The 18,916-nt window shown below is 73.3% G+C and carries 17 protein-coding genes and 1 riboswitch; of the genes, 16 read left to right on the plus strand and 1 reads right to left on the minus strand.

What is annotated here, in order from left to right:
* Window positions 1-54 precede the first annotated feature (54 nt).
* Entirely contained in the window at window positions 55-615 is a 561-nt protein-coding gene (locus ABD249_RS10335) for a hypothetical protein (RefSeq protein WP_344343221.1), read from the minus strand.
* A gap of 22 nt (window positions 616-637) precedes the next feature.
* On the opposite strand from ABD249_RS10335, the gene argS reads away from it, so the two are divergent.
* The 16 genes from argS to ABD249_RS10415 all read left to right on the plus strand — a co-directional run bounded on the left by argS (window position 638) and on the right by ABD249_RS10415 (window position 18,643).
* Window positions 638-2,287: an arginine--tRNA ligase gene (gene argS, locus ABD249_RS10340; protein WP_344343223.1), complete on the plus strand. Its 1,650-nt coding sequence runs from the start codon at window positions 638-640 to the stop codon at window positions 2,285-2,287.
* Between the two features lie 5 nt (window positions 2,288-2,292).
* Window positions 2,293-3,045: an LmeA family phospholipid-binding protein gene (locus ABD249_RS10345; protein WP_344343225.1), complete on the plus strand. Its 753-nt coding sequence runs from the start codon at window positions 2,293-2,295 to the stop codon at window positions 3,043-3,045.
* Window positions 3,046-3,213: 168 nt separating this feature from the next.
* Window positions 3,214-4,560, plus strand: coding sequence for a diaminopimelate decarboxylase (gene lysA, locus ABD249_RS10350; protein ID WP_344343227.1), 1,347 nt, complete (start codon window positions 3,214-3,216; stop codon window positions 4,558-4,560).
* Window positions 4,557-5,858, plus strand: coding sequence for a homoserine dehydrogenase (locus ABD249_RS10355; protein WP_344343229.1), 1,302 nt, complete (start codon window positions 4,557-4,559; stop codon window positions 5,856-5,858). Before lysA ends, ABD249_RS10355 begins: the two co-directional genes overlap by 4 nt.
* 17 nt (window positions 5,859-5,875) lie before the next feature.
* Window positions 5,876-6,946: a threonine synthase gene (gene thrC, locus ABD249_RS10360; protein WP_344343231.1), complete on the plus strand. Its 1,071-nt coding sequence runs from the start codon at window positions 5,876-5,878 to the stop codon at window positions 6,944-6,946.
* Window positions 6,943-7,863 carry a homoserine kinase gene (thrB, locus tag ABD249_RS10365; RefSeq protein ID WP_344343233.1) on the plus strand — a complete coding sequence of 307 codons (921 nt, stop codon included), beginning with the start codon at window positions 6,943-6,945 and terminating at the stop codon, window positions 7,861-7,863. Before thrC ends, thrB begins: the two co-directional genes overlap by 4 nt.
* A gap of 69 nt (window positions 7,864-7,932) precedes the next feature.
* Window positions 7,933-10,056, plus strand: coding sequence for a transcription termination factor Rho (rho, locus tag ABD249_RS10370; RefSeq protein WP_425546317.1), 2,124 nt, complete (start codon window positions 7,933-7,935; stop codon window positions 10,054-10,056).
* 4 nt (window positions 10,057-10,060) lie between these two features.
* Complete coding sequence (prfA, locus tag ABD249_RS10375) at window positions 10,061-11,140, plus strand: peptide chain release factor 1 (protein WP_344343237.1); 1,080 nt, start codon at window positions 10,061-10,063, stop codon at window positions 11,138-11,140.
* Between the two features lie 58 nt (window positions 11,141-11,198).
* Window positions 11,199-11,792 carry a carboxymuconolactone decarboxylase family protein gene (locus ABD249_RS10380; protein WP_344343239.1) on the plus strand — a complete coding sequence of 198 codons (594 nt, stop codon included), beginning with the start codon at window positions 11,199-11,201 and terminating at the stop codon, window positions 11,790-11,792.
* Between the two features lie 71 nt (window positions 11,793-11,863).
* Window positions 11,864-11,927: riboswitch (guanidine-III (ykkC-III) riboswitch) on the plus strand.
* A 13-nt stretch (window positions 11,928-11,940) separates the two neighbouring features.
* Window positions 11,941-12,255, plus strand: coding sequence for a DMT family transporter (locus ABD249_RS10385; RefSeq protein ID WP_344343241.1), 315 nt, complete (start codon window positions 11,941-11,943; stop codon window positions 12,253-12,255).
* Window positions 12,256-12,257: 2 nt separating this feature from the next.
* Window positions 12,258-12,605 (plus strand): DMT family transporter, encoded by a 348-nt coding sequence (locus ABD249_RS10390; protein ID WP_344343243.1) that lies wholly within the window; start codon window positions 12,258-12,260, stop codon window positions 12,603-12,605.
* A gap of 210 nt (window positions 12,606-12,815) precedes the next feature.
* A complete protein-coding gene (locus ABD249_RS10395; protein ID WP_344343245.1) occupies window positions 12,816-13,868 on the plus strand; it encodes an extracellular solute-binding protein in 1,053 nt (350 codons plus the stop codon).
* Between the two features lie 108 nt (window positions 13,869-13,976).
* Window positions 13,977-14,975 (plus strand): ABC transporter ATP-binding protein, encoded by a 999-nt coding sequence (locus tag ABD249_RS10400; RefSeq protein ID WP_344343247.1) that lies wholly within the window; start codon window positions 13,977-13,979, stop codon window positions 14,973-14,975.
* Window positions 14,972-16,759 (plus strand): ABC transporter permease, encoded by a 1,788-nt coding sequence (locus ABD249_RS10405; protein ID WP_344343249.1) that lies wholly within the window; start codon window positions 14,972-14,974, stop codon window positions 16,757-16,759. The genes ABD249_RS10400 and ABD249_RS10405 overlap by 4 nt, the downstream gene beginning before the upstream one ends.
* Entirely contained in the window at window positions 16,752-17,747 is a 996-nt protein-coding gene (locus ABD249_RS10410) for a LacI family DNA-binding transcriptional regulator (protein ID WP_344343251.1), read from the plus strand. The genes ABD249_RS10405 and ABD249_RS10410 overlap by 8 nt, the downstream gene beginning before the upstream one ends.
* Window positions 17,744-18,643 carry a metallophosphoesterase gene (locus tag ABD249_RS10415; RefSeq protein ID WP_344343253.1) on the plus strand — a complete coding sequence of 300 codons (900 nt, stop codon included), beginning with the start codon at window positions 17,744-17,746 and terminating at the stop codon, window positions 18,641-18,643. Before ABD249_RS10410 ends, ABD249_RS10415 begins: the two co-directional genes overlap by 4 nt.
* Window positions 18,644-18,916: the final 273 nt, after the last annotated feature.

Genomic DNA, 18,916 nt, shown 5'->3' on the forward strand with positions numbered 1-18,916 from the left:
GAGCGCCGGTGCGTCCGAGCGCCGGTGCGCCCGAGCGCGGGCGCTCCGGATCGCTCAGGCGAGGTTGGCGACGACGAGCGCGGCGACGTCGGCGCCCTGGTCCTCCGCACCCTCGAAGTAGCGCGATCCGACGCGGACGAGCAGGTCGTCCGCCGCGTCGTCGATGCACGTGAGCGGCGCGCAGCCGCTCCCGTCGACCGACGGCCCGTCGGCAGGCGCGACGCCGACGAGCAGCACGTCGGCGCTCGTGACGTGCTCCCAGGCGCACACGACGCCCCCGGCGTCGACGATGGCCGCGAAGGCCTCGGGCAGCGCGCTCGTGGGGGAGGCCGTCGCGAGCATCTGCGGGTTGAAGTCGTAGACCTGCTGCGGCGTGAGCAGCGCGTCGCACGCGAGGTCGAGGTCCCCGGCGGCCGGGCCGACGCTCGGGGCGACCGACGGAGCGGGCTCGAAGGCCGAGGGGTTCGGGTCCTCGGGGGCGTCGGAGGGCGGCGGCGCCTGCGTCGGCGTCGCGTCGGACGTCGGCGTCGGGTCGAGGGAGCCGGGGGCGCACGCGGCCAACGCGAGCGCGCCCACGAGGGCGAGGGCGGCGAGGAGGGCGCGGGGGCGGGGCATGCGGCCAGCATAGGATCGAGGGATGCATCCTGCCGCGCTCGCCGACGCCCTGCTCACCTGCGTCCAGGACGTCGTGGGCGAGCGCGCGGAGGTCTCGGCGGCCGACATCGTGCTCGAGCGACCGCGCAGCCGCGAGCACGGCGACTGGACGACGAACGCCGCCATGCGACTCGCGAAGCGCGTCGGCGTCGCACCCCGCGACCTCGCGGCGCAGCTGCAGGAGCGCATCGCGACGATCCCCGGCGTGTCCGGCGTCGAGGTCGCGGGCCCCGGCTTCCTGAACCTGCGGCTCGACGCCGCGGCCGCGGGCGAGCTCGCCCGCACCGTGGTCGAGGCCGGCGGCGCGTACGGCCGTGGCGACGCGCTGCAGGGCGTCGCGATGAACCTCGAGTTCGTCTCGGCGAACCCCACCGGCCCCATGCACCTGGGCGGCGCGCGCTGGGCCGCCGTGGGCGACTCGCTCGCGCGCATCCTCGAGTCGCAGGGCGCCCGCGTCACGCGGGAGTACTACTTCAACGACCACGGCGCCCAGATCGACCGCTTCGCGCGCAGCCTCGTCGCCGCCTGGCGCGGGCAGCCGACGCCCGAGGACGGCTACGGCGGGGCGTACATCGCCGACATCGCCCGGCGCGTCGAGGCCGAGAGCGAGATCGACATGCTCGACCTCGACGACGACGCCCTGCAGGAGCACTTCCGCGCCGCGGGCGTGCAGATGATGTTCGGCGAGATCAAGCAGGAGCTCGCCGACTTCGGCGTCGTCTTCGACGTCTACTTCCACGAGCACGACGTGCAGGCCAACGGCGACGTCGAGCGGGCGATCGAGCGGCTGCGCGAGCGCGGCCACGTCTTCGAGCAGGAGGGTGCGATCTGGCTGCGCACCACCGACTTCGGCGACGACCGCGACCGCGTCGTCGTGCGCTCGAACGGCGAGCCCGCGTACTTCTCGGGCGACCTCGCCTACTACCTCAACAAGCGCGACCGCGGCTTCGACCAGTGCCTCATCCTGCTCGGCGCCGACCACCACGGCTACGTCGGCCGCCTCATGGCGATGTGCGAGGCCTTCGGCGACGAGCCGGGCGTCAACCTGCAGGTGCTCATCGGGCAGCTCGTCAACCTCGTGCGCGACGGCAAGCCCGTGCGGATGTCGAAGCGCGCCGGCACCATCGTGACGATGGAGGACCTCGTCGAGGCCGTCGGCGTCGACGCCGCGAGGTACGCGCTCGCGCGCTCGAGCGTCGACTCGCCGCTCGACATCGACCTCGCGCTGCTGCAGAAGCGCTCGAACGACAACCCCGTCTTCTACGTGCAGTACGCCCACGCGCGCACGAGCGCCGTGGCGCGCAACGCCGCCGCCGCGGGCGTCGACCGCTCGGCGTTCGACGCCGCGACGCTCGACCACCCCACCGAGGCGGCGCTGCTCGGCGCCCTCGCCGACTTCCCGCGCGTGCTCGCTCAGGCCGCGCAGCTGCGCGAGCCGCACCGCATCGCGCGCTTCGCCGAGGAGCTCGCGGGCCTCTACCACCGCTGGTACGACGCGTGCCGCGTCGTGCCCGTCGGCGACGACGCCATCGGCGACCGCAACCGCTCGCGCCTGTGGCTCAACGACGCGACGGGGCAGGTGCTGCGCACGGCGCTCGGCCACCTCGGCGTGAGCGCGCCCGAACGGATGTGACCGGCGTGCCGCGGCGGCTGCGACGCGTGGGGCTCGGCCTCGCGGGCATCGCGGCGCTCCTCGGCGCGACCGTCGTCGCCGACATGCTCGTCCGCGGCGGCATGGAGGGCGTCGCCCGCGAGGAGATCGCCGTCGCGCTGCAGCTCGACGACCCCGAGCGGGTCGACGCGGAGGTCACGGGCGGCAGCGCCATCCTGCAGCTGCTGCTCGGATCGGTCGACCACGTCGCGATCACGGTGCCCGACCTCGACGTCGGCGTCGCGACCGGCACCTTCCACGCCGAGATCTACGACCTGCCGACGAACCCGGTGCAGCCGATCCCGCGCGTCTACTCGTACATCTCGATCGACCACGACGCGGTCGCGCGTCTCACGGACGAGTTCGTCGACGGCGTCGTGACGGACGTCGTGCTGCAGCCGCCGAGCCTGCGCGTCTCGCTCGACGCCGACGTGCACGGGCTCGCCGTGCCGGTGACGGTCGTCGTCGAGCCCGTGACCCGCGGTCCGCGCATCGTGCTCGTGCCCCAGCGGGTCGAGGTGGGGCAGGCCGAGCTCGCCCCGGCGGAGTTCGAGCAGCGCTACGGCATCGCGACGACGACGCTCTTCGACCAGACCGGCTTCTGCATCGCCGACTCCGTGCCCTCGTCGATGGCGGTCACCGACGTGCGCGTCTCCGGCGGCGCCGTGCTGCTCGTGTTCGGCATCGAGCAGCGGTCCGTGCTCCAGCTGCAGGCGCCGCACGGCAGCTGCACGGGCTGACGTACCGAGTCGCGCGGCGACGTGCGCGGCGACGTGGTCCATCCCGCGCCCGCTAGGCTTGCCGCGTCAGGCTTCAGGGGCCAATCCAGGTCCGCTCGCCTGCAGAGGCAGGCACGCGATGCGCGTGCAGGCGCCGCAGGCGATGATTCGACCCCCACGGACCCTCACATGATCGACGCACCCAGCGCAGACGCGCTCCAGCCCGCCATCTGGCCGGCGAGCGCGACGCGCGTCGACGGCACCGTCGCCATCGGCGGCGCGAGACTCGACGCGCTCGCCGCCGAGCACGGCACGCCCCTCATGCTCCTCGACGAGGCCGAGCTGCGCGGCCGGGCCGCGCGCATCCGCGCGGCCTTCCACGCCGTGCTCGACGATCCGATCGTCTACTACGCCAGCAAGGCGCTGCTCACGGGCGACGTCGCGCGCTGGGTCGTGCAGGAGGGCCTCGGCGTCGACGTCTGCTCGGGCGGCGAGCTCGCGCTCGTGCGCGCCGCGGGCCTCGACCTCTCGCTCGTCGGGTATCACGGCAACAACAAGTCCGAGCACGACCTCCGCACCGCCGTCGCCGCGGGCGTCGGCACGATCGTGGTCGACTCCGCGCTCGAGCTCGACCGCCTCACGCGCATCGCGGCCGAGGCCGGCGTGCGGCAGGGCATCCGCATGCGCATCAACGTCGGCGTCCACGCCTCGACGCACGAGTTCCTCGCGACGAGCCACGAGGACCAGAAGTTCGGCGTGCCCATCGTCGACGCCGCCGCGCTCGTCGCACGCGTCCGCGCCGACGACGTGCTCGAGCTGCGCGGGCTCCACACCCACATCGGCTCCCAGATCTTCGACGGCGACGGCTTCGCCGCGGCCATCGACCGGATGGTCGCGCTGCACGCGTCGCTCCTCGCCGGCGGCCCGCTGCCCGAGCTCAACGTCGGCGGTGGCTTCGGCATCGCCTACACCGAGGCCGACGACCCGCAGCCGATCGAGGGCATCGCGGCGGCCTTCGCCGCGTCGCTGCATGCCGCATGCGAGCGCGCAGGCATCGCCGTGCCGCGCATCGCGATCGAGCCGGGACGCTGGATCGCGGGCCCCGCCGGGGTCACGGTCTACCGCGTCGGCACCGTCAAGCGCATGGAGCTCGCCGACGGCGAGCGCGTCTACGTCTCGATCGACGGCGGCATGAGCGACAACCCGCGCCACGTGCTCTACGGCGCGCGCTACACGGCGCGCATCGCGAGCCGCTCCTCCGACGTGCCCGGCGTGCGCTCGCGCGTCGTCGGGCTGCACTGCGAGTCGGGCGACATCGTCGTCGACGAGGTCGCGCTGCCCGGCGACGTCGCCCCCGGCGACCTGCTCGCCGTGCCCGCGACCGGCGCGTACTGCGCGAGCCTCGCGAGCACCTACAACATGACGCCCCGCCCGCCGATCGTCGCCGTCCTCGACGGCGCATCGCGCGTGCTCGTGCGCCGAGAGACCATCGACGACCTGCTCGCGCGAGACGCGGGCCTGGGAGGGACCCCATGACCGCCTACCGCAGCCTCAAGGTCGCGCTGCTCGGAGCCGGCAGCGTCGGCTCGCAGGTCGCGCGCCTGCTGCTCGAGCACGGCGACGAGCTCGCCGCCCGCGCCGGCGCGGGCATCGAGCTCGTGGGCATCGGGGTCCGCGACCTCGACGCGCCGCGCGACGTGCCCCTGCCGCGCGAGCTCCTCACGACCGACCTCGCGAGGCTCGCGGCCTCCGCCGACGTCGTCGTCGAGCTGCTCGGCGGCATCGAGCCCGCCCGCACGCTCGTGCTCGACGCGCTGAACGCGGGCGCGGACGTCGTCACCGCCAACAAGGCGCTCGTCGCCGCCCACGGACCCGAGCTCTTCGACGCCGCGGAGCGCGTCGGCGGCCAGCTCGCGTTCGAGGCCGCGGTCGGCGGAGCGATCCCCATCATCCGCCCGCTCGAGGCGAGCCTCGCCGGCGACCGCATCACGCGCGTCATGGGCATCGTCAACGGCACGACGAACTACATCCTCGACCTCATGCACCGCGAGGGCGCGACGATGGAGTCGGCGCTCGCCGAGGCGACGCGGCTCGGCTACGCCGAGGCCGACCCCACCGCCGACGTCGAGGGGTTCGACGCCGCCTCGAAGGCGACGATCCTCGCGTCGCTCGCCTTCCACACGGTCGTCCCCGTCGACCAGGTGCACCGCGAGGGCATCACGGGCATCACGGACGCCGTCGTGCAGCAGGCCGAGCGCGACGGCCGCGTCGTGAAGCTCCTCGCGATCTGCGAGCGCATCTCGGGCCCCGACGGCGACCGCGTCTCCGCACGCGTGCACCCGGCGCTCATCCCGGGCGACCACCCGCTCGCCGCCGTGCACGAGGCGAAGAACGCCATCTTCGTCACGGCCGAGGCCGCGGGCGACCTCATGTTCTACGGTGCGGGCGCCGGCGGCCCCGAGACGGCGAGCGCCGTGCTCGGCGACCTCATCTCGATCGCGCGCAGGCACGTCATCGGCGGCCCGGGCGTCGCGGTCTCGAGCCACGCCAACCTGCCGATCGCCTCGTTCGACGAGGTCCTGACGCGCTACCAGCTGCGGCTGTCGGTCGCCGACCGTCCCGGCGTCCTCGCCGCGGTCGCCACGATCCTCGGCACGCACGAGGTGTCGATCGAGTCGATCGAGCAGCAGGTCGCGCAGGGTGCGACCGCTAGCCTGGTCGTCGGCACGCACGCCGCCCTCGAAGGCAGGCTGCGGCAGGTGGTGGACGCGCTGCGAACGCACGAGGACGTCGTCGACGTCGAGCACGTCATCCGCATCGAGGCGCAGGCCTGAGCGGGGGAGAGGGACGCATGGCACAGCAGTGGCGCGGAGTCATCCGCGAGTACGCACACCGACTCGACGTCACGGAGACGACGCCGATCGTGACCCTCGGCGAGGGCGGGACGCCCCTCGTCGAGGCGACGCACCTGTCGGCGCGCATCGACGCGCGCGTCCTCGTGAAGTTCGAGGGCATGAACCCCACGGGCTCCTTCAAGGACCGCGGCATGACGATGGCGGTGACGAAGGCCGTCGAGCAGGGCGCGAAGGCCATCGCGTGCGCCTCGACCGGCAACACGTCCGCCTCGGCGGCCGCCTACGCGGCGCACGCGGGCATCACGGCCGCCGTGCTCGTGCCCGACGGCAAGATCGCGATGGGCAAGCTCGCCCAGTCGGTCGTGCACGGCGCGCGCCTGCTGCAGGTGCAGGGCAACTTCGACGACTGCCTCGAGATCACGAAGGAGCTCTCGGAGCACTACCCCGTGCACCTCGTGAACTCCGTGAACGACGACCGCATCGAGGGGCAGAAGACCGCCGCCTTCGAGATCGTCGACGTGCTCGGCGACGCCCCGGACATCCACTGCATCCCCGTGGGCAACGCCGGCAACATCACGGCGTACTGGCGCGGCTACACCGAGGCGGCGCGGCACGGCGACACGACGCGCACGCCGCGCATGCTCGGCTTCCAGGCGCTCGGCGCCGCCCCCATCGTGCGCGGCGAGGTCGTGCGCGAGCCCGACACGGTCGCCACGGCGATCCGCATCGGCAACCCGGCCTCGTGGGAGCAGGCGCTCGCCGTGCGCGACGAGTCGCGCGGCGGCTTCTGGGCGATCGACGACGAGCGCATCCTCGCGGCGCAGCGGCTGCTGGCCCGCGAGGAGGGCATCTTCGTCGAGCCCGCCTCGGCCATCAGCCTCGCCGGGCTCCTCGAGCGCCACGCGGCCGGCGAGATCCCCAAGGGCTGCACCGTCGTGCTCACCGTCACGGGCCACGGCCTCAAGGACGCGCAGTGGGGCCTGAGGCTCGACGACGGCTCCGATGCCTCGCCGCAGGTCGTGCGCGCCGAGACGAGCGAGGTCGCGAGCCTGCTGGGGCTCGCGTGAGCCTCGTCGGTCGTCGCGTGCGCGTCCGCGTGCCCGCGACGAGCGCCAACCTCGGGCCGGGCTTCGACACGCTCGGCCTCGCCCTCAACGTCCACGACGAGCTCGTGGTCGAGGCGACGGACGCCGGCGTCGAGATCGACGTCGAGGGCGTGGGCGCCGGCGAGGTGCCCACCGACGCCACGCACCTCGTGGCGCGCGCCGCCCTGCACACGTTCGAGCGCCTCGGCGTCGACGCCCCGGGCCTGCGCATCCACGCCCGCAACGCCATCCCGCACTCGCGGGGCATGGGGTCGTCGGGTGCCGCGATCGTCTCGGGCGTCCTCGCGGCCGTCGGGCTCCTCGAGGGCGTGGTCGACGTCGACGACGCCGAGGTGCTGCGCCTCGCGACCGAGCTCGAGGGCCACCCCGACAACGTCGCGCCCGCGATCTTCGGCGGCCTCACGATCGCGTGGGTCGACGACGACGGCCCCCATCACACCGAGCTCGCGGTGCACCGCGGCGTCTCGCTGCTCGTGGCGGTGCCGCAGGAGCGCATGTCGACGTCGCTCGCCCGCAGCCTGCAGCCCACCGACGTGCCGCACGGCGACGCGGTCTTCAACCTCTCGCGTGCCGCGCTGCTCATCGCGGCGCTCACGCAGACCCCCGGCCTGCTGCTCGCGGCGACCGAGGATCGGCTGCACCAGCGCTACCGCGCCTCGGCGATGCCCTCGACGAGCAGGCTCGTCGAGGCGCTCCGCGAGGCCGGCCACGCCGCCGTCGTCTCGGGCGCCGGTCCGAGCGTGCTCGTGCTCTCGAGCGACCCCGAGCAGCGGCTCGCGGCGGCCGAGATCGTGCAGCGGCAGCCCGACGGCTGGGAGCCCATGCTGCTCGCCGTCGACATCAAGGGTGGTACAGTGGAGCCCGACTCCCGCTCCTAGCGTCCACGTTCTGTGGCAGCGCGCGGGAGGATCCGAGACTCCAGTCGCAGCACCGCCCATCCTTCGGCGATGTCCTCTCGAACGCCGCGCGATGGTGCCGCGCATCCCCAGGCCGTGTCTGCACGGCCTTTCCCCCGGAAAGGGAGACCGATGACCAACGAGACCATCGACGCCGACGCTGCCGCCGCAGCCGCGACGACGCCCGCCCAGCCCGACGCAGCAGCCGAGGCCGCCCCGCCGCGCGCCCGCCGCTCGCGCCGTGCGCAGAGCGCCGCCGCCGCGCCGGAGCCGCTGCCGACGGAGGCGCCTGCCGCCGAGGCACCTGCTGCCGAGGCGCCCGCTGCCGAGGCGCCCGCCGCCGAGGCGCCTGCCGCGAGCGAGGACGCTCCGGTCGAGGCGCCCAAGCGCAAGCGCGCCCCGCGCAAGAAGAAGGAGGAGGCGCCCGTCGAGGCCGCCCCCGAGGAGACGCCGGCCGAGCCCGTGGTCGCCGAGGAGCCCGAGGCTCCCGCCGAGCCCGCGCAGGCCGAGGAGCCCGCCGCCGAGGCTGCCGAGCAGCCCGAGCAGGCCGAGGCGCCCGCTGCCGCGGAGCAGGCGGACGCGTCGGAGTCGACGGAGTCGTCGGACGACGCCGAGCAGTCCGAGCAGCGCCCGAGCCGACGTCGCCGCGGCCGTGGCAAGTCGACCGATCGCCAGGACGAGCAGCAGGGCGGGCAGCAGGACGGTCGGCAGAACGGCCGCCAGGACGCTCGCCAGGAGTCGCAGCAGCAGCAGCAGCAGAAGGACGCCCCGCAGGGTGGACGACAGCAGCAGCAGTCCGACGACGACGAGACCGAGGGCGGCGGCCGCCGTCGCGGTCGTGGCGCCAACGGCAACGGCAATGGCAACGGCGACGCCGGCTCCGCGAACGGCAACGGCCGTCAGGGCGGCCGCGGCGCCGCCGACGTCGAGACCGAGTCGCGTCGCAGCCGCTCGCGCGACCGCCGCCGCGGCACCGGCGCAGGCCCGGGTCGCGACGACCTCGAGCCCGAGATCCTCGAGGACGACGTCCTCCTCCCCGTCGCGGGCATCCTCGACGTGCTCGAGAACTACGCGTTCGTGCGCACCTCGGGCTACCTCCCGGGGCCGACCGACGTCTACGTCTCGCTCGGCCAGGTGCGCAAGCACAACCTGCGCAAGGGCGACGCCGTCGTCGGCGCGATCAAGCAGCCGCGCGAGGGCGAGCAGCCCACGGCGCAGAACCGCCAGAAGTTCAACGCGCTCGTGCGCGTCGACTCGATCAACGGCCGCCCGGTCGAGGAGGCGGCGAACCGCGCCGAGTTCTCGAAGCTCACGCCGCTCTACGCGCAGGACCGCCTGCGCCTCGAGACGGTGCCCGGCAAGCTCTCCACGCGCGTCATCGACCTCGTGTCGCCGATCGGCAAGGGCCAGCGCGGCCTCATCGTCTCGCCGCCCAAGGCCGGCAAGACGCTCGTGATGCAGGCCATCGCGAACGCGATCGCGGAGAACAATCCCGAGGTCCACCTCATGATCGTCCTCGTCGACGAGCGTCCCGAGGAGGTCACCGACTTCCAGCGCACCGTCAAGGGCGAGGTCATCGCCTCGACGTTCGACCGTCCCGCCGAGGACCACACGACCCTCGCGGAGCTCGCGATCGAGCGCGCGAAGCGCCTCGTCGAGCTCGGCAAGGACGTCGTGGTGCTGCTCGACGGCATCACGCGCCTCGGCCGTGCGTACAACCTCTCGACGCCCGCGTCGGGCCGCATCCTCTCCGGCGGCGTCGACTCGAGCGCGCTCTACCCGCCGAAGCGCTTCTTCGGCGCCGCGCGCAACATCGAGCACGGCGGCTCCCTCACGATCCTCGCCACGGCCCTCGTCGAGACGGGCTCGAAGATGGACGAGGTGATCTTCGAGGAGTTCAAGGGCACCGGCAACATGGAGCTGCGCCTCTCGCGCCAGCTCGCCGACAAGCGCATCTTCCCCGCGGTCGACGTCAACGCCTCCGGCACGCGCCGCGAGGAGATGCTGCTCGGCACCGAGGAGACGAAGGTCATGTGGAAGCTGCGTCGGGCGCTCGCGGGCCTCGACCCGCAGCAGGCCACGGAGCTCGTGCTCAAGAACCTCAAGGACACCCAGTCGAACGTCGAGTTCCTCATGAAGGTCTCGAAGTCGACGCCGGGCGGCGAGCAGGTCTGACCCCGTGTTCGAGTCGGTCGCATCGCTGCTGGCCGAGCATGCGGACCTCGAGCACCAGCTCGCGGATCCCGCGCTGCATGCGGATGCCGGTCGCGCCAAGCGCGTGAACCGCCGCTATGCGGAGCTCAGCCAGGTCAAGTCCGTGCACGAGCGGTGGACGGCGGCGAAGGACGACCTCGCCGCCGCCCGCGAGCTCGCGCGCGAGGACGAGGCGTTCGCCGACGAGGTGCCCGCGCTCGAGCAGGTCGCCTACGAGGCGGAGGAGCGGCTGCGCCGCCTCCTCATCCCGCGCGACCCCGACGACGGTCGCGACGTCATCATGGAGATCAAGGGTGGCGAGGGCGGCGAGGAGTCGGCGCTGTTCGCCGCCGACCTCCTGCGCATGTACGAGCACTACGCGGCCGCGCGCGGCTGGAAGACCGAGATGCTCGAGTCGACCGCGAGCGACATGGGCGGCTTCAAGGACGTCCAGGTCGCGATCAAGGGGTCGTCGAACGATCCCGCGCAGGGCGTGTGGGCGTCGCTGAAGTACGAGGGCGGCGTGCACCGCGTGCAGCGCGTGCCGGCGACCGAGTCGCAGGGACGCATCCACACGTCGACGACCGGCGTGCTCGTCTTCCCCGAGGTCGACGAGCCCGAGGAGGTCCAGATCGACCCGAACGATCTGAAGATCGACGTCTTCCGCTCGTCGGGCCCCGGCGGCCAGTCGGTCAACACCACCGACTCCGCCGTGCGCATCACGCACTTGCCGACCGGCATCGTCGTGTCGATGCAGAACGAGAAGTCGCAGCTGCAGAACCGCGAGGCGGGCATGCGCGTGCTGCGTGCGCGCATCCTCGCGAAGCAGCAGGAGGAGATCGACGCCGCCGCCTCCGACGCGCGTCGCTCGCAGATCCGCGGCATGGATCGCTCCGAGCGCATCCGCACGTACAACTTCCCCGAGAACCGCATCGCCGACCACCGCACGGGCTTCAAGGCGTACAACCTCGACACCGTGATGGACGGCGCCCTGCAGGCCGTCATCGACTCGTGCATCACGGCCGACGAGGAGGCCAGGCTCGCGGCGCTCGCCGACGAGTCCTGACGACGCGCTTCCGCTTCGCGGCGCCCGCTGCCATCCTGGCGACGGCGAAGGAGTCGGCATGCACGAGCAGGATGCGGGTCACCTCGGTGCGGCCCCGGACTCGGAGGCCGCGGCGGCGCTCGTCGCGGAGGACGTCGACGACCTCGGCTACGTCATGCGGCTGACGCGCGTCTGGGCGCACGCGCCCGAGCTGCACGCGCGCTGGTTCGACGCCGTCGCGGCCGCGTCCTCGGCCGGCGGGCTCGACCTCCGCGACAAGGGCGTGCTCGTGTCGGCGACCGCGAGCGAGATGGGCGACGCGTACTGCGCGCTCGCGTGGGGTGCGCGGCTCGCCTCGGCGGCGGGCGACGACGTCGCCGTCGCGGTCCTCGAGGGCGACGAGGGGGCCCTCGACGATCGCGATCGCGCGCTCGCGGCATGGGCGCGTCGCGTCGTCCGCGACCCGAGCGCGACGACCGCCGACGACGTGGCCGCGCTGCGCACCGTCGGGCTCGACGATCGCCAGATCCTCGCCGCGACCGTCTACGTCGCGCTGAGGCAGGCGTTCTCCGCCGTGAACGACGCCCTGGGCGCCGCGCCCGACCTGCGGCTCGCCGAGGACGCACCTGCCGTCGTGCGCGACGCCGTGCGCTGGGGCCGGCCGCCTGCCTGACGCCGCTCGCCGCATGCGCCGTCGGGCGCGCACGGCCCTCTGCCAGGATCGCGGCGACTTGCTATCCTGGTGCCAACGCCGACGCAGGCGTGCGGACGAGGGCGCAGTACCCGCACAGCGACAAGACTGACCACATCGGAGGTCCGTCATGGACTGGGTCATCCTCGTCGTCTCGGGGCTGCTGGAGGCCGTCTGGGCCACGGCGCTCTCGCGCACGAAGGGCTTCACGCGCTGGCGACCGACCGTCGTCTTCGGCGTCGCCATCCTCGGCAGCATGCTCGGCCTCGCGGTCGCCATGCTCACGATCCCCACGGGCACCGCGTACGCGGTGTGGGTGGGCATCGGCGCGGTGACGACCGCCGGCTGGGCGATGGTCACGCGCGCCGAGCGGGCGACCGTGACGCGCGTCGTGCTGCTCGCGGTGCTCGTCGGCTGCGTCGTCGGCCTCAAGGTGGTGGCGTAGCCATGGCGTGGATCCTGCTCGTCGTCTCCGCCGTCCTCGAGGCCGTGTGGGCCACGGCGCTCGGCGCCTCCGAGGGCCTCACGCGCCCCGCGGAGGCGACGGTCTTCGTCGTCGGCTGCATCCTGTCGATGATCGGCCTCGAGCGCGCCTCGCGCTCCATCCCGATCGCGACCGCCTACGCGGTGTGGGTCGGCCTCGGCGCCGCGCTGACCGTCGGCTGGGCCATCGCCACGGGGTCGCAGGCGTTCTCGTGGTGGACCGTGCTCTTCGTCGTCGGCATCGTCGGCAGCGTCATCGGGCTCAAGGTCACCGCCGGGAAGGACGCGAACGAGGCATCCGGCGCGAGCTGACGCCGGGGATCCGCGGCGCGCTGCCCGCTCGCGGGCGGCCGTCGCGATCGCCCTCGGGCGCACCGCCCTGCCCCCACGCGTTCACCTCGGCCTCGGCTGCCGTTCATGCGCGCCCCATACCGTATGTGCGGACGCGCGACCGCACCCATGGATTTCGCGTTCTGTTGTAGATACTCTCCACGTGAGAGGTCGTTCGACGAGGAGAGACCAATGCAGGCAACGAGCAGGCGCGCACTGCGCGCGACGGCAGGACTGGCACTGGCGGGCGTCGCGCTCGCAGGATGCGCGAGCGGCGGCGACGGCGGGTCGGGCGACGAGGGCGGACCGCTCATCGTCTACACGAACTCCAACGGCGACGGCCGCGGCGAGTGGCTGACGGAGCAGGCGGCCGAGAACGGCTTCGAGATCGAGATCGTGGGCCTCGGCGGCGCCGACCTCACGAACCGCATCGTCGCCGAGGCGAACAACCCCGTCGGCGACGTGGTGTTCGGCCTCAACACGATGTTCTTCGAGACGCTGAAGGCCGAGGAGGTCATCACGGCCTACGAGCCGTCGTGGTCCGACGAGGTGCCCGAGGACGCCGGCGACCCCGTGGACGGCGCGTACTGGCCGCTCGTCGACCAGGCCATCGTCACCGTCTACGACGCGAGCGCCGTCAGCGACCCGCCCGCCGACACGAGCGAGCTCTGGAGCTCGGACTTCGAGGGCGAGTACGAGGTCAACACCGCGCTCGGCGAGGCGACCCCGCAGCTCGTCGTGGCCGGCATCCTCGCGCCCTACGCCGACGAGGACGGCGAGGTCTCCGACGAGGGCTGGGAGGCCATCGACGCGTACTTCTCGAACGGCAGCCCGGCCGTCGAGGGCACCGACCTCTACGCCCGCTTCGAGCAGGGCGACGTCTCGTACGGCGTGCTGCCCTCCGGCGGCATCGTCGCCCGCGACGCCGAGTACGGCACCGAGACGGCCATCGTGCCGAACGAGGACGGCGTGCCGTTCGTGACCGAGCAGATCGGCGTCATCGCCGGCACGCAGCGCGAGCAGCAGGCGCAGGACTTCATCGACTGGTTCGGCAGCGCCGAGGTGCAGGGCGCCTTCGCGCAGGAGTTCAACGCCGTGCCCGTCAACGAGGTCGCGCTCGAGCAGGCGAACCCCGAGATCGTCGAGCTCATCGCCTCCGTCGAGCGCGCGGACATCGACTACGCCCTCGTGCGCGAGCACATCGGCGAGTGGGTCGAGCGCATCGAGCTCGAGTACCTTCCCTGACACCGAGGACCCGGGCCTCGCGCATCCGACCGCCAGCCCTCGCGGGCGCCGGTCGGGTGCGCGGGCTGCGCGGCGACGGTCGGCACCGCCGGCCATGAGGAGCACCACATGATCCGCTTCGAAGGCGTCAGGGTCGCGTTCGGCGACCACGTCGCGCTCCACGGTCTCGACCTCGAGATCGCGGAGGGGGAGTTCTGCACCCTGCTGGGGCCGTCCGGCTGCGGCAAGACCACCGCGCTGCGCGCGCTCGCCGGATTCGTCGAGCCGACGTCCGGCAGCGTGCACGTCGCCGGCCGCGACGTCACGCGCGTGCCGAGCGAGCAGCGCGGCGTCGGGATGGTGTTCCAGAGCTACGCGCTCTTCCCGAGCATGACCGTCCGCGACAACATCGCGTTCGGCCTCTCGGTGCAACGCGTCGCGAAGGCCGAGCAGCGCGAGCGCGTCGACCGTGCCGCCGAGCAGGTGGGGCTGAGGCCCGAGCAGCTCGGCCGCGGCGTCTCCGAGCTCTCGGGCGGGCAGCAGCAGCGCGTCGCCATCGCGCGAGCGCTCGTGCTCGAGCCCAGCATCCTGCTGCTCGACGAGCCGCTGTCGAACCTCGACGCCAAGCTGCGCGTGCAGCTGCGCGGCGAGCTGCAGCGCCTGCAGCGCGAGGTCGGCATCACGACCGTCTACGTCACGCACGACCAGGAGGAGGCGCTCGCGCTGTCCGACCGGATCGCCGTGCTGTCGGAGGGGCGGCTCGAGCAGCTCGGCACGCCGCGCGAGATCTACGAGCAGCCCGCGAGCGCGTTCGTGTGCGACTTCGTCGGCGAGGCGACGCGGCTCACGGCCGCGCAGCGCGAGGCGCTCGCGCCCGGGACGCTCGCGGGCGACCTCGACGCCTGGGTGCGACCCGAGCACGTCGCCCTCGTCGAGACGGGCGGCGTCGAGGGCATCGTGCGCGAGCACGCGTACCGCGGCGCCGCGACGCTGCTCGAGCTCGAGCTCGCAGGCGACGTCCTGCGGGTCGAGTCGACGAGCGGCGCCGCTGCCCAGGTGTCGCTCGGCGACGTCGTGCGCGTCGAGCTCGACGCCGAGCGCGTGCACCGCTTCCCGGTCGCGGCATGAGCACCGCGCAGCGCGCCGCCGAGCCGCGCACCCCCGACGAGGCCGGCGTCACGCCGCAGCCGCCGACGCGCAAGCCTCGCGGCGCGACGGCGCGCATGCTGCGCTCGCCGCTCGGCATCGGCGTCGTCATCGGCACGCTCTGGTTCTCGGTCGCGTTCCTCGTCATGCCGAACGTCACGCTGCTGCAGGCGACGTTCGCGCCCGACGGCGAGCTCTCGCTCTCGGCGTTCGAGCGGCTCCTCTCGAGCGAGCGGGCGCTGCGCTCGCTCGGCAACAGCGTCCTGCTCGCGGCGACCCTCGCGGTGACGGTCAACGTCGTCGGCATCTTCATCGTCCTCGTGACCGGCTGGTTCAAGATGCGCGCGCGTCGCGTGCTGTGGCTCGGGTACGCGACGACGTTCATCTACGGCGGCATCGTGCTCGCCACCGGCTACGCCTTCATCTACGGCCGCTACGGCTTCCTCACGAACGCCATCGCGAACGTCTGGCCGGAGATGGATCGCGACTGGTTCTCGGGCTTCATGGCCGTCGTGCTCGTCATGACGTTCGCGACCACGACGAACCACATGCTCTTCCTGTCGTCGGCGCTCGCGAAGATCGACCACCAGTCGATCGAGGCCGCGCGCCTCATGGGCGCGTCGAACTGGACCATCCTGCGGCGCATCGTGCTGCCGACGCTGCGGCCCATGATCTTCGCGGTGACGGTGCTCGTGTTCCTCACGGGCCTCGGAGCGCTCACGGCGCCGCTCGTGCTCGGCGGCCAGGACTTCCAGACCGTCGCGCCGATGATCCTGTCGTTCTCGCGGACGACGACGTCGCGCGACGTCGCGGCGCTGCTCGCGATCCTCCTCGGGCTCGCGACGATCGTGCTCCTCGCGATCCTCAACCGCGTCGAGCGCGGCGGCACCTACTTCGCCGTCGCGAAGGTCGCATCCCCCCTCGAGCCGCAGGCGTTCCGCACGCGCTGGGGCTCGATCGTCATGCACGTCCTCGCCTGGGCGCTGTGGGCCGTGTACGTCTTCCCGGTGCTGTGCGCCGTGCTCTTCTCGTTCGCCGACTCCCGTGCGGTGCAGGGCGGCTCGATCGGGCTGGGCGACCTGACGATCGAGCACTGGGTGACGGTGCTGACGCAGCCCGACGCGCTGTCGCCGTTCATCGTCTCCATCGTGTACTCGGCGCTCGCGTCGGTCGCGGTGGTCGCGGCGCTCGTCCTCGTGTCGCGCGCGCTCACGACGTGGCGCGGGCGGCTGTCGAGCGTCATCGAGTACGTGCTCCACATCCCGTGGATCCTGCCGACGATCCTCATCGCGCTCGGTCTCGTCATCACGTTCGACCGGCCGCAGTGGCTCGTGGGCGGCCAGGTGCTGCAGGGCACGGTGATCATCCTCGGCCTCGCGTACGTCATCGTGAAGATCCCGTTCACGCTGCGTCTGCTGAAGGCGGCGTTCGCGGCGGTGCCCGACGAGCTCGAGGACGCCGCGCGCATCCTCGGCGCGGGGCAGCTCACGACCATCCGGCGCGTCGTCGTGCCGATCATCGCGCCCACGATGGCGGCCGTCGCCGCGCTCAACTTCACGAGCCTCGTCGACGACTACGACGCGGCGGTGTTCCTGTACCACCCGCTCGCGGAGCCGCTCGGCATCGCGATCCGCCGCGCGACCGAGGGGGACTCGAACGTGCAGGCCATGTCGGTGACCTTCGTGTACACGGTGCTGCTCATGATCGTGCAGGGCTTCGTGCTCTGGCTCGTGTACGGGCGCGGGCTGCGCAGGCGCCGTGGCTGATCGACCGCTGCAGGTCACGGTCGAGGACGTCGCACGCGAGGCCGGCGTCTCCCGGTCGACGGCCACGCGTGCGCTGCGCGGGCACGGACGCATCGCCGAGGCGACGCGCACGCGCGTCGAGTCGGTCGCGGGCAGGCTCGGCTACGTGCCGAACCTCGCCGCGAGCGACCTCGCCGCCGGCGGCACGGGCGTCGTGGGCCTCATGCTCCGCGACGCGGCGAACCCCGTCTACGGCGCGCTCTTCTCGCGCATCGAGGTCGCCGCGCGCGACGCGGGCCTCGAGCTCGTGACCGTCACGATCGGCGCGGACCCCGGCGGCGAGCAGCAGGTGCAGGCGCTCGGCAGGCTGCTGGGGATGCGCGTCGCGGGCCTGCTCGTGGCGACGGGCGGCGTCGACTCGCACCGTCTCGAGCCGTTCGCGAGCGAGGTGCCGATCGTGCGCGTCGGCCGCGACGAGCCGAGCGCGGCCATCCATGCCGAGTCCTACGACGAGGCGTGGCACGGCGGGCTGCTCGCGGCGCGCGCGCACGAGCTCGGCCATGCACGCGTCGTCGTGCTGGGCGCGGAGGCGGCGACGTCGTTCGGCGAGCACGAGCGCGCGGAGGCCCTCGTCGCGAGCCTCGGTGCGACGCGCGTCGACCGCGTCGCGACGGGCGCGGCCCCCGACGACGGCGTGCGCGACGCCCTCGCGGCCGTCGACGCCGGGGCGACCGCGGTGCTGTGCGCCTCCGACACCCGCCAGCTCGCGGTGCTGCGCGCCCTCGCCGAGCGCGGCGTCGACTGCTCGACGTCCGGCTGGGACGGCATCCTGCCCGGGCTCGACCTCCTCGGCCTCTCGACGGTGCGCGTGCCGGTCGAGTCCGCTGCCGACGCCGCGGTCGAGCGGCTCGCCGCGCTGCTGGACGGCGACGTCGACCTCCCCATCCATCGACGCTGGCGCGGCGAGCTGCTGCCCGGCCGCACCCTGAGACCCGTGGAGCACGCATGACCACGACCGAGCACCCCGCACCGAGCGTCGTCCTCGCGCACCTCACGGACCTGCACGTCACGGGCGAGGGCGCGCCGCTCTACGGCATCGTCGACTCGACGGCGTCCCTCGCGCGCGCCCTCGAGCGCCTCGAGGCCTCGGACGTCGCGCCCGACGCCCTCGTCCTCTCCGGCGACCTCGCCGATCGCGGCGAGCCGGGCGCGTACGACCGCATCCGAGCGCTCGTCGAGCCCGCCGCCGAGCGGATGGGCGCGCGGCTCGTGATCGCGACCGGCAACCACGACGACCGCGCCGCGCTGCGCCGCCATCTGCTGGGCGACGCGTCCGAGCCCGCCGACCGCCCCGTCACCGCCGTGCATCGCATCGGCGACCTCCGCATCGTCGTGCTCGACTCGAGCGTGCCCGGAGCGCACTGGGGCGCCGTCGACGACGAGCAGCTCGCCTGGCTCGCCGACGAGCTGCGGACGTCCGCGCCGCTCGGCACGATCCTCGTGCTGCATCACCCGCCGACGCCGACGCTGCTCGACCTCGCCCTCACGGTCGAGCTGCGCGGGCAGGACCGGCTGGCGGCGGTGCTCGCGGGCAGCGACGTGCGGGCGATCCTCGGCGGGCACGTGCACCACGCCGTGTCGTCGACGTTCGCCGGCATCCCCGTGCACGCCGCGAGCGGCCTCGCCTACACGCAGGACCTCCTCGCCCGCGGCGGCGGCACGCGGGGGCAGGACGGCGAGCAGGCGCTCGGCATCGTGCACGTGCTGCCCTCGACGATCGTCAGCGCGGTCGCGCCCGTCGGCGAGCACGCGGCCGTCGGAGAGCGCGTCGAGCCGGACGAGGTCGTGCGCAGGCTCGCGGCGGCGGGCATCGTGCGTCCGGCGGGTGGGTCTCGCTCGTCCTGACGGGGCGTGACCGGTCCCGATCTGGACCGTTCGACGGGCGACTGGTCCAGATCTGGACCGTTCGACCGCAGGACGTGACCTCCCGTGGGTTCCCGCGCGTCGACTGGTCCAGATCTGGACCGTTCGACCGCAAGACGTGACCCCCCTGAGGCCTCGCACCTCGACTGGTCCAGATCTGGACCGTTCGACGGGCGACTGGTCCAGATCTGGACCGCTCGACCGCAGGACGTGACCGGTCGGCGCAGATCGTGACCGGTCGGCGCAGATCGTGAC

The sequence above is a fragment of the Agrococcus versicolor genome (genome assembly GCF_039531815.1).
Classification (GTDB): domain Bacteria; phylum Actinomycetota; class Actinomycetes; order Actinomycetales; family Microbacteriaceae; genus Agrococcus; species Agrococcus versicolor.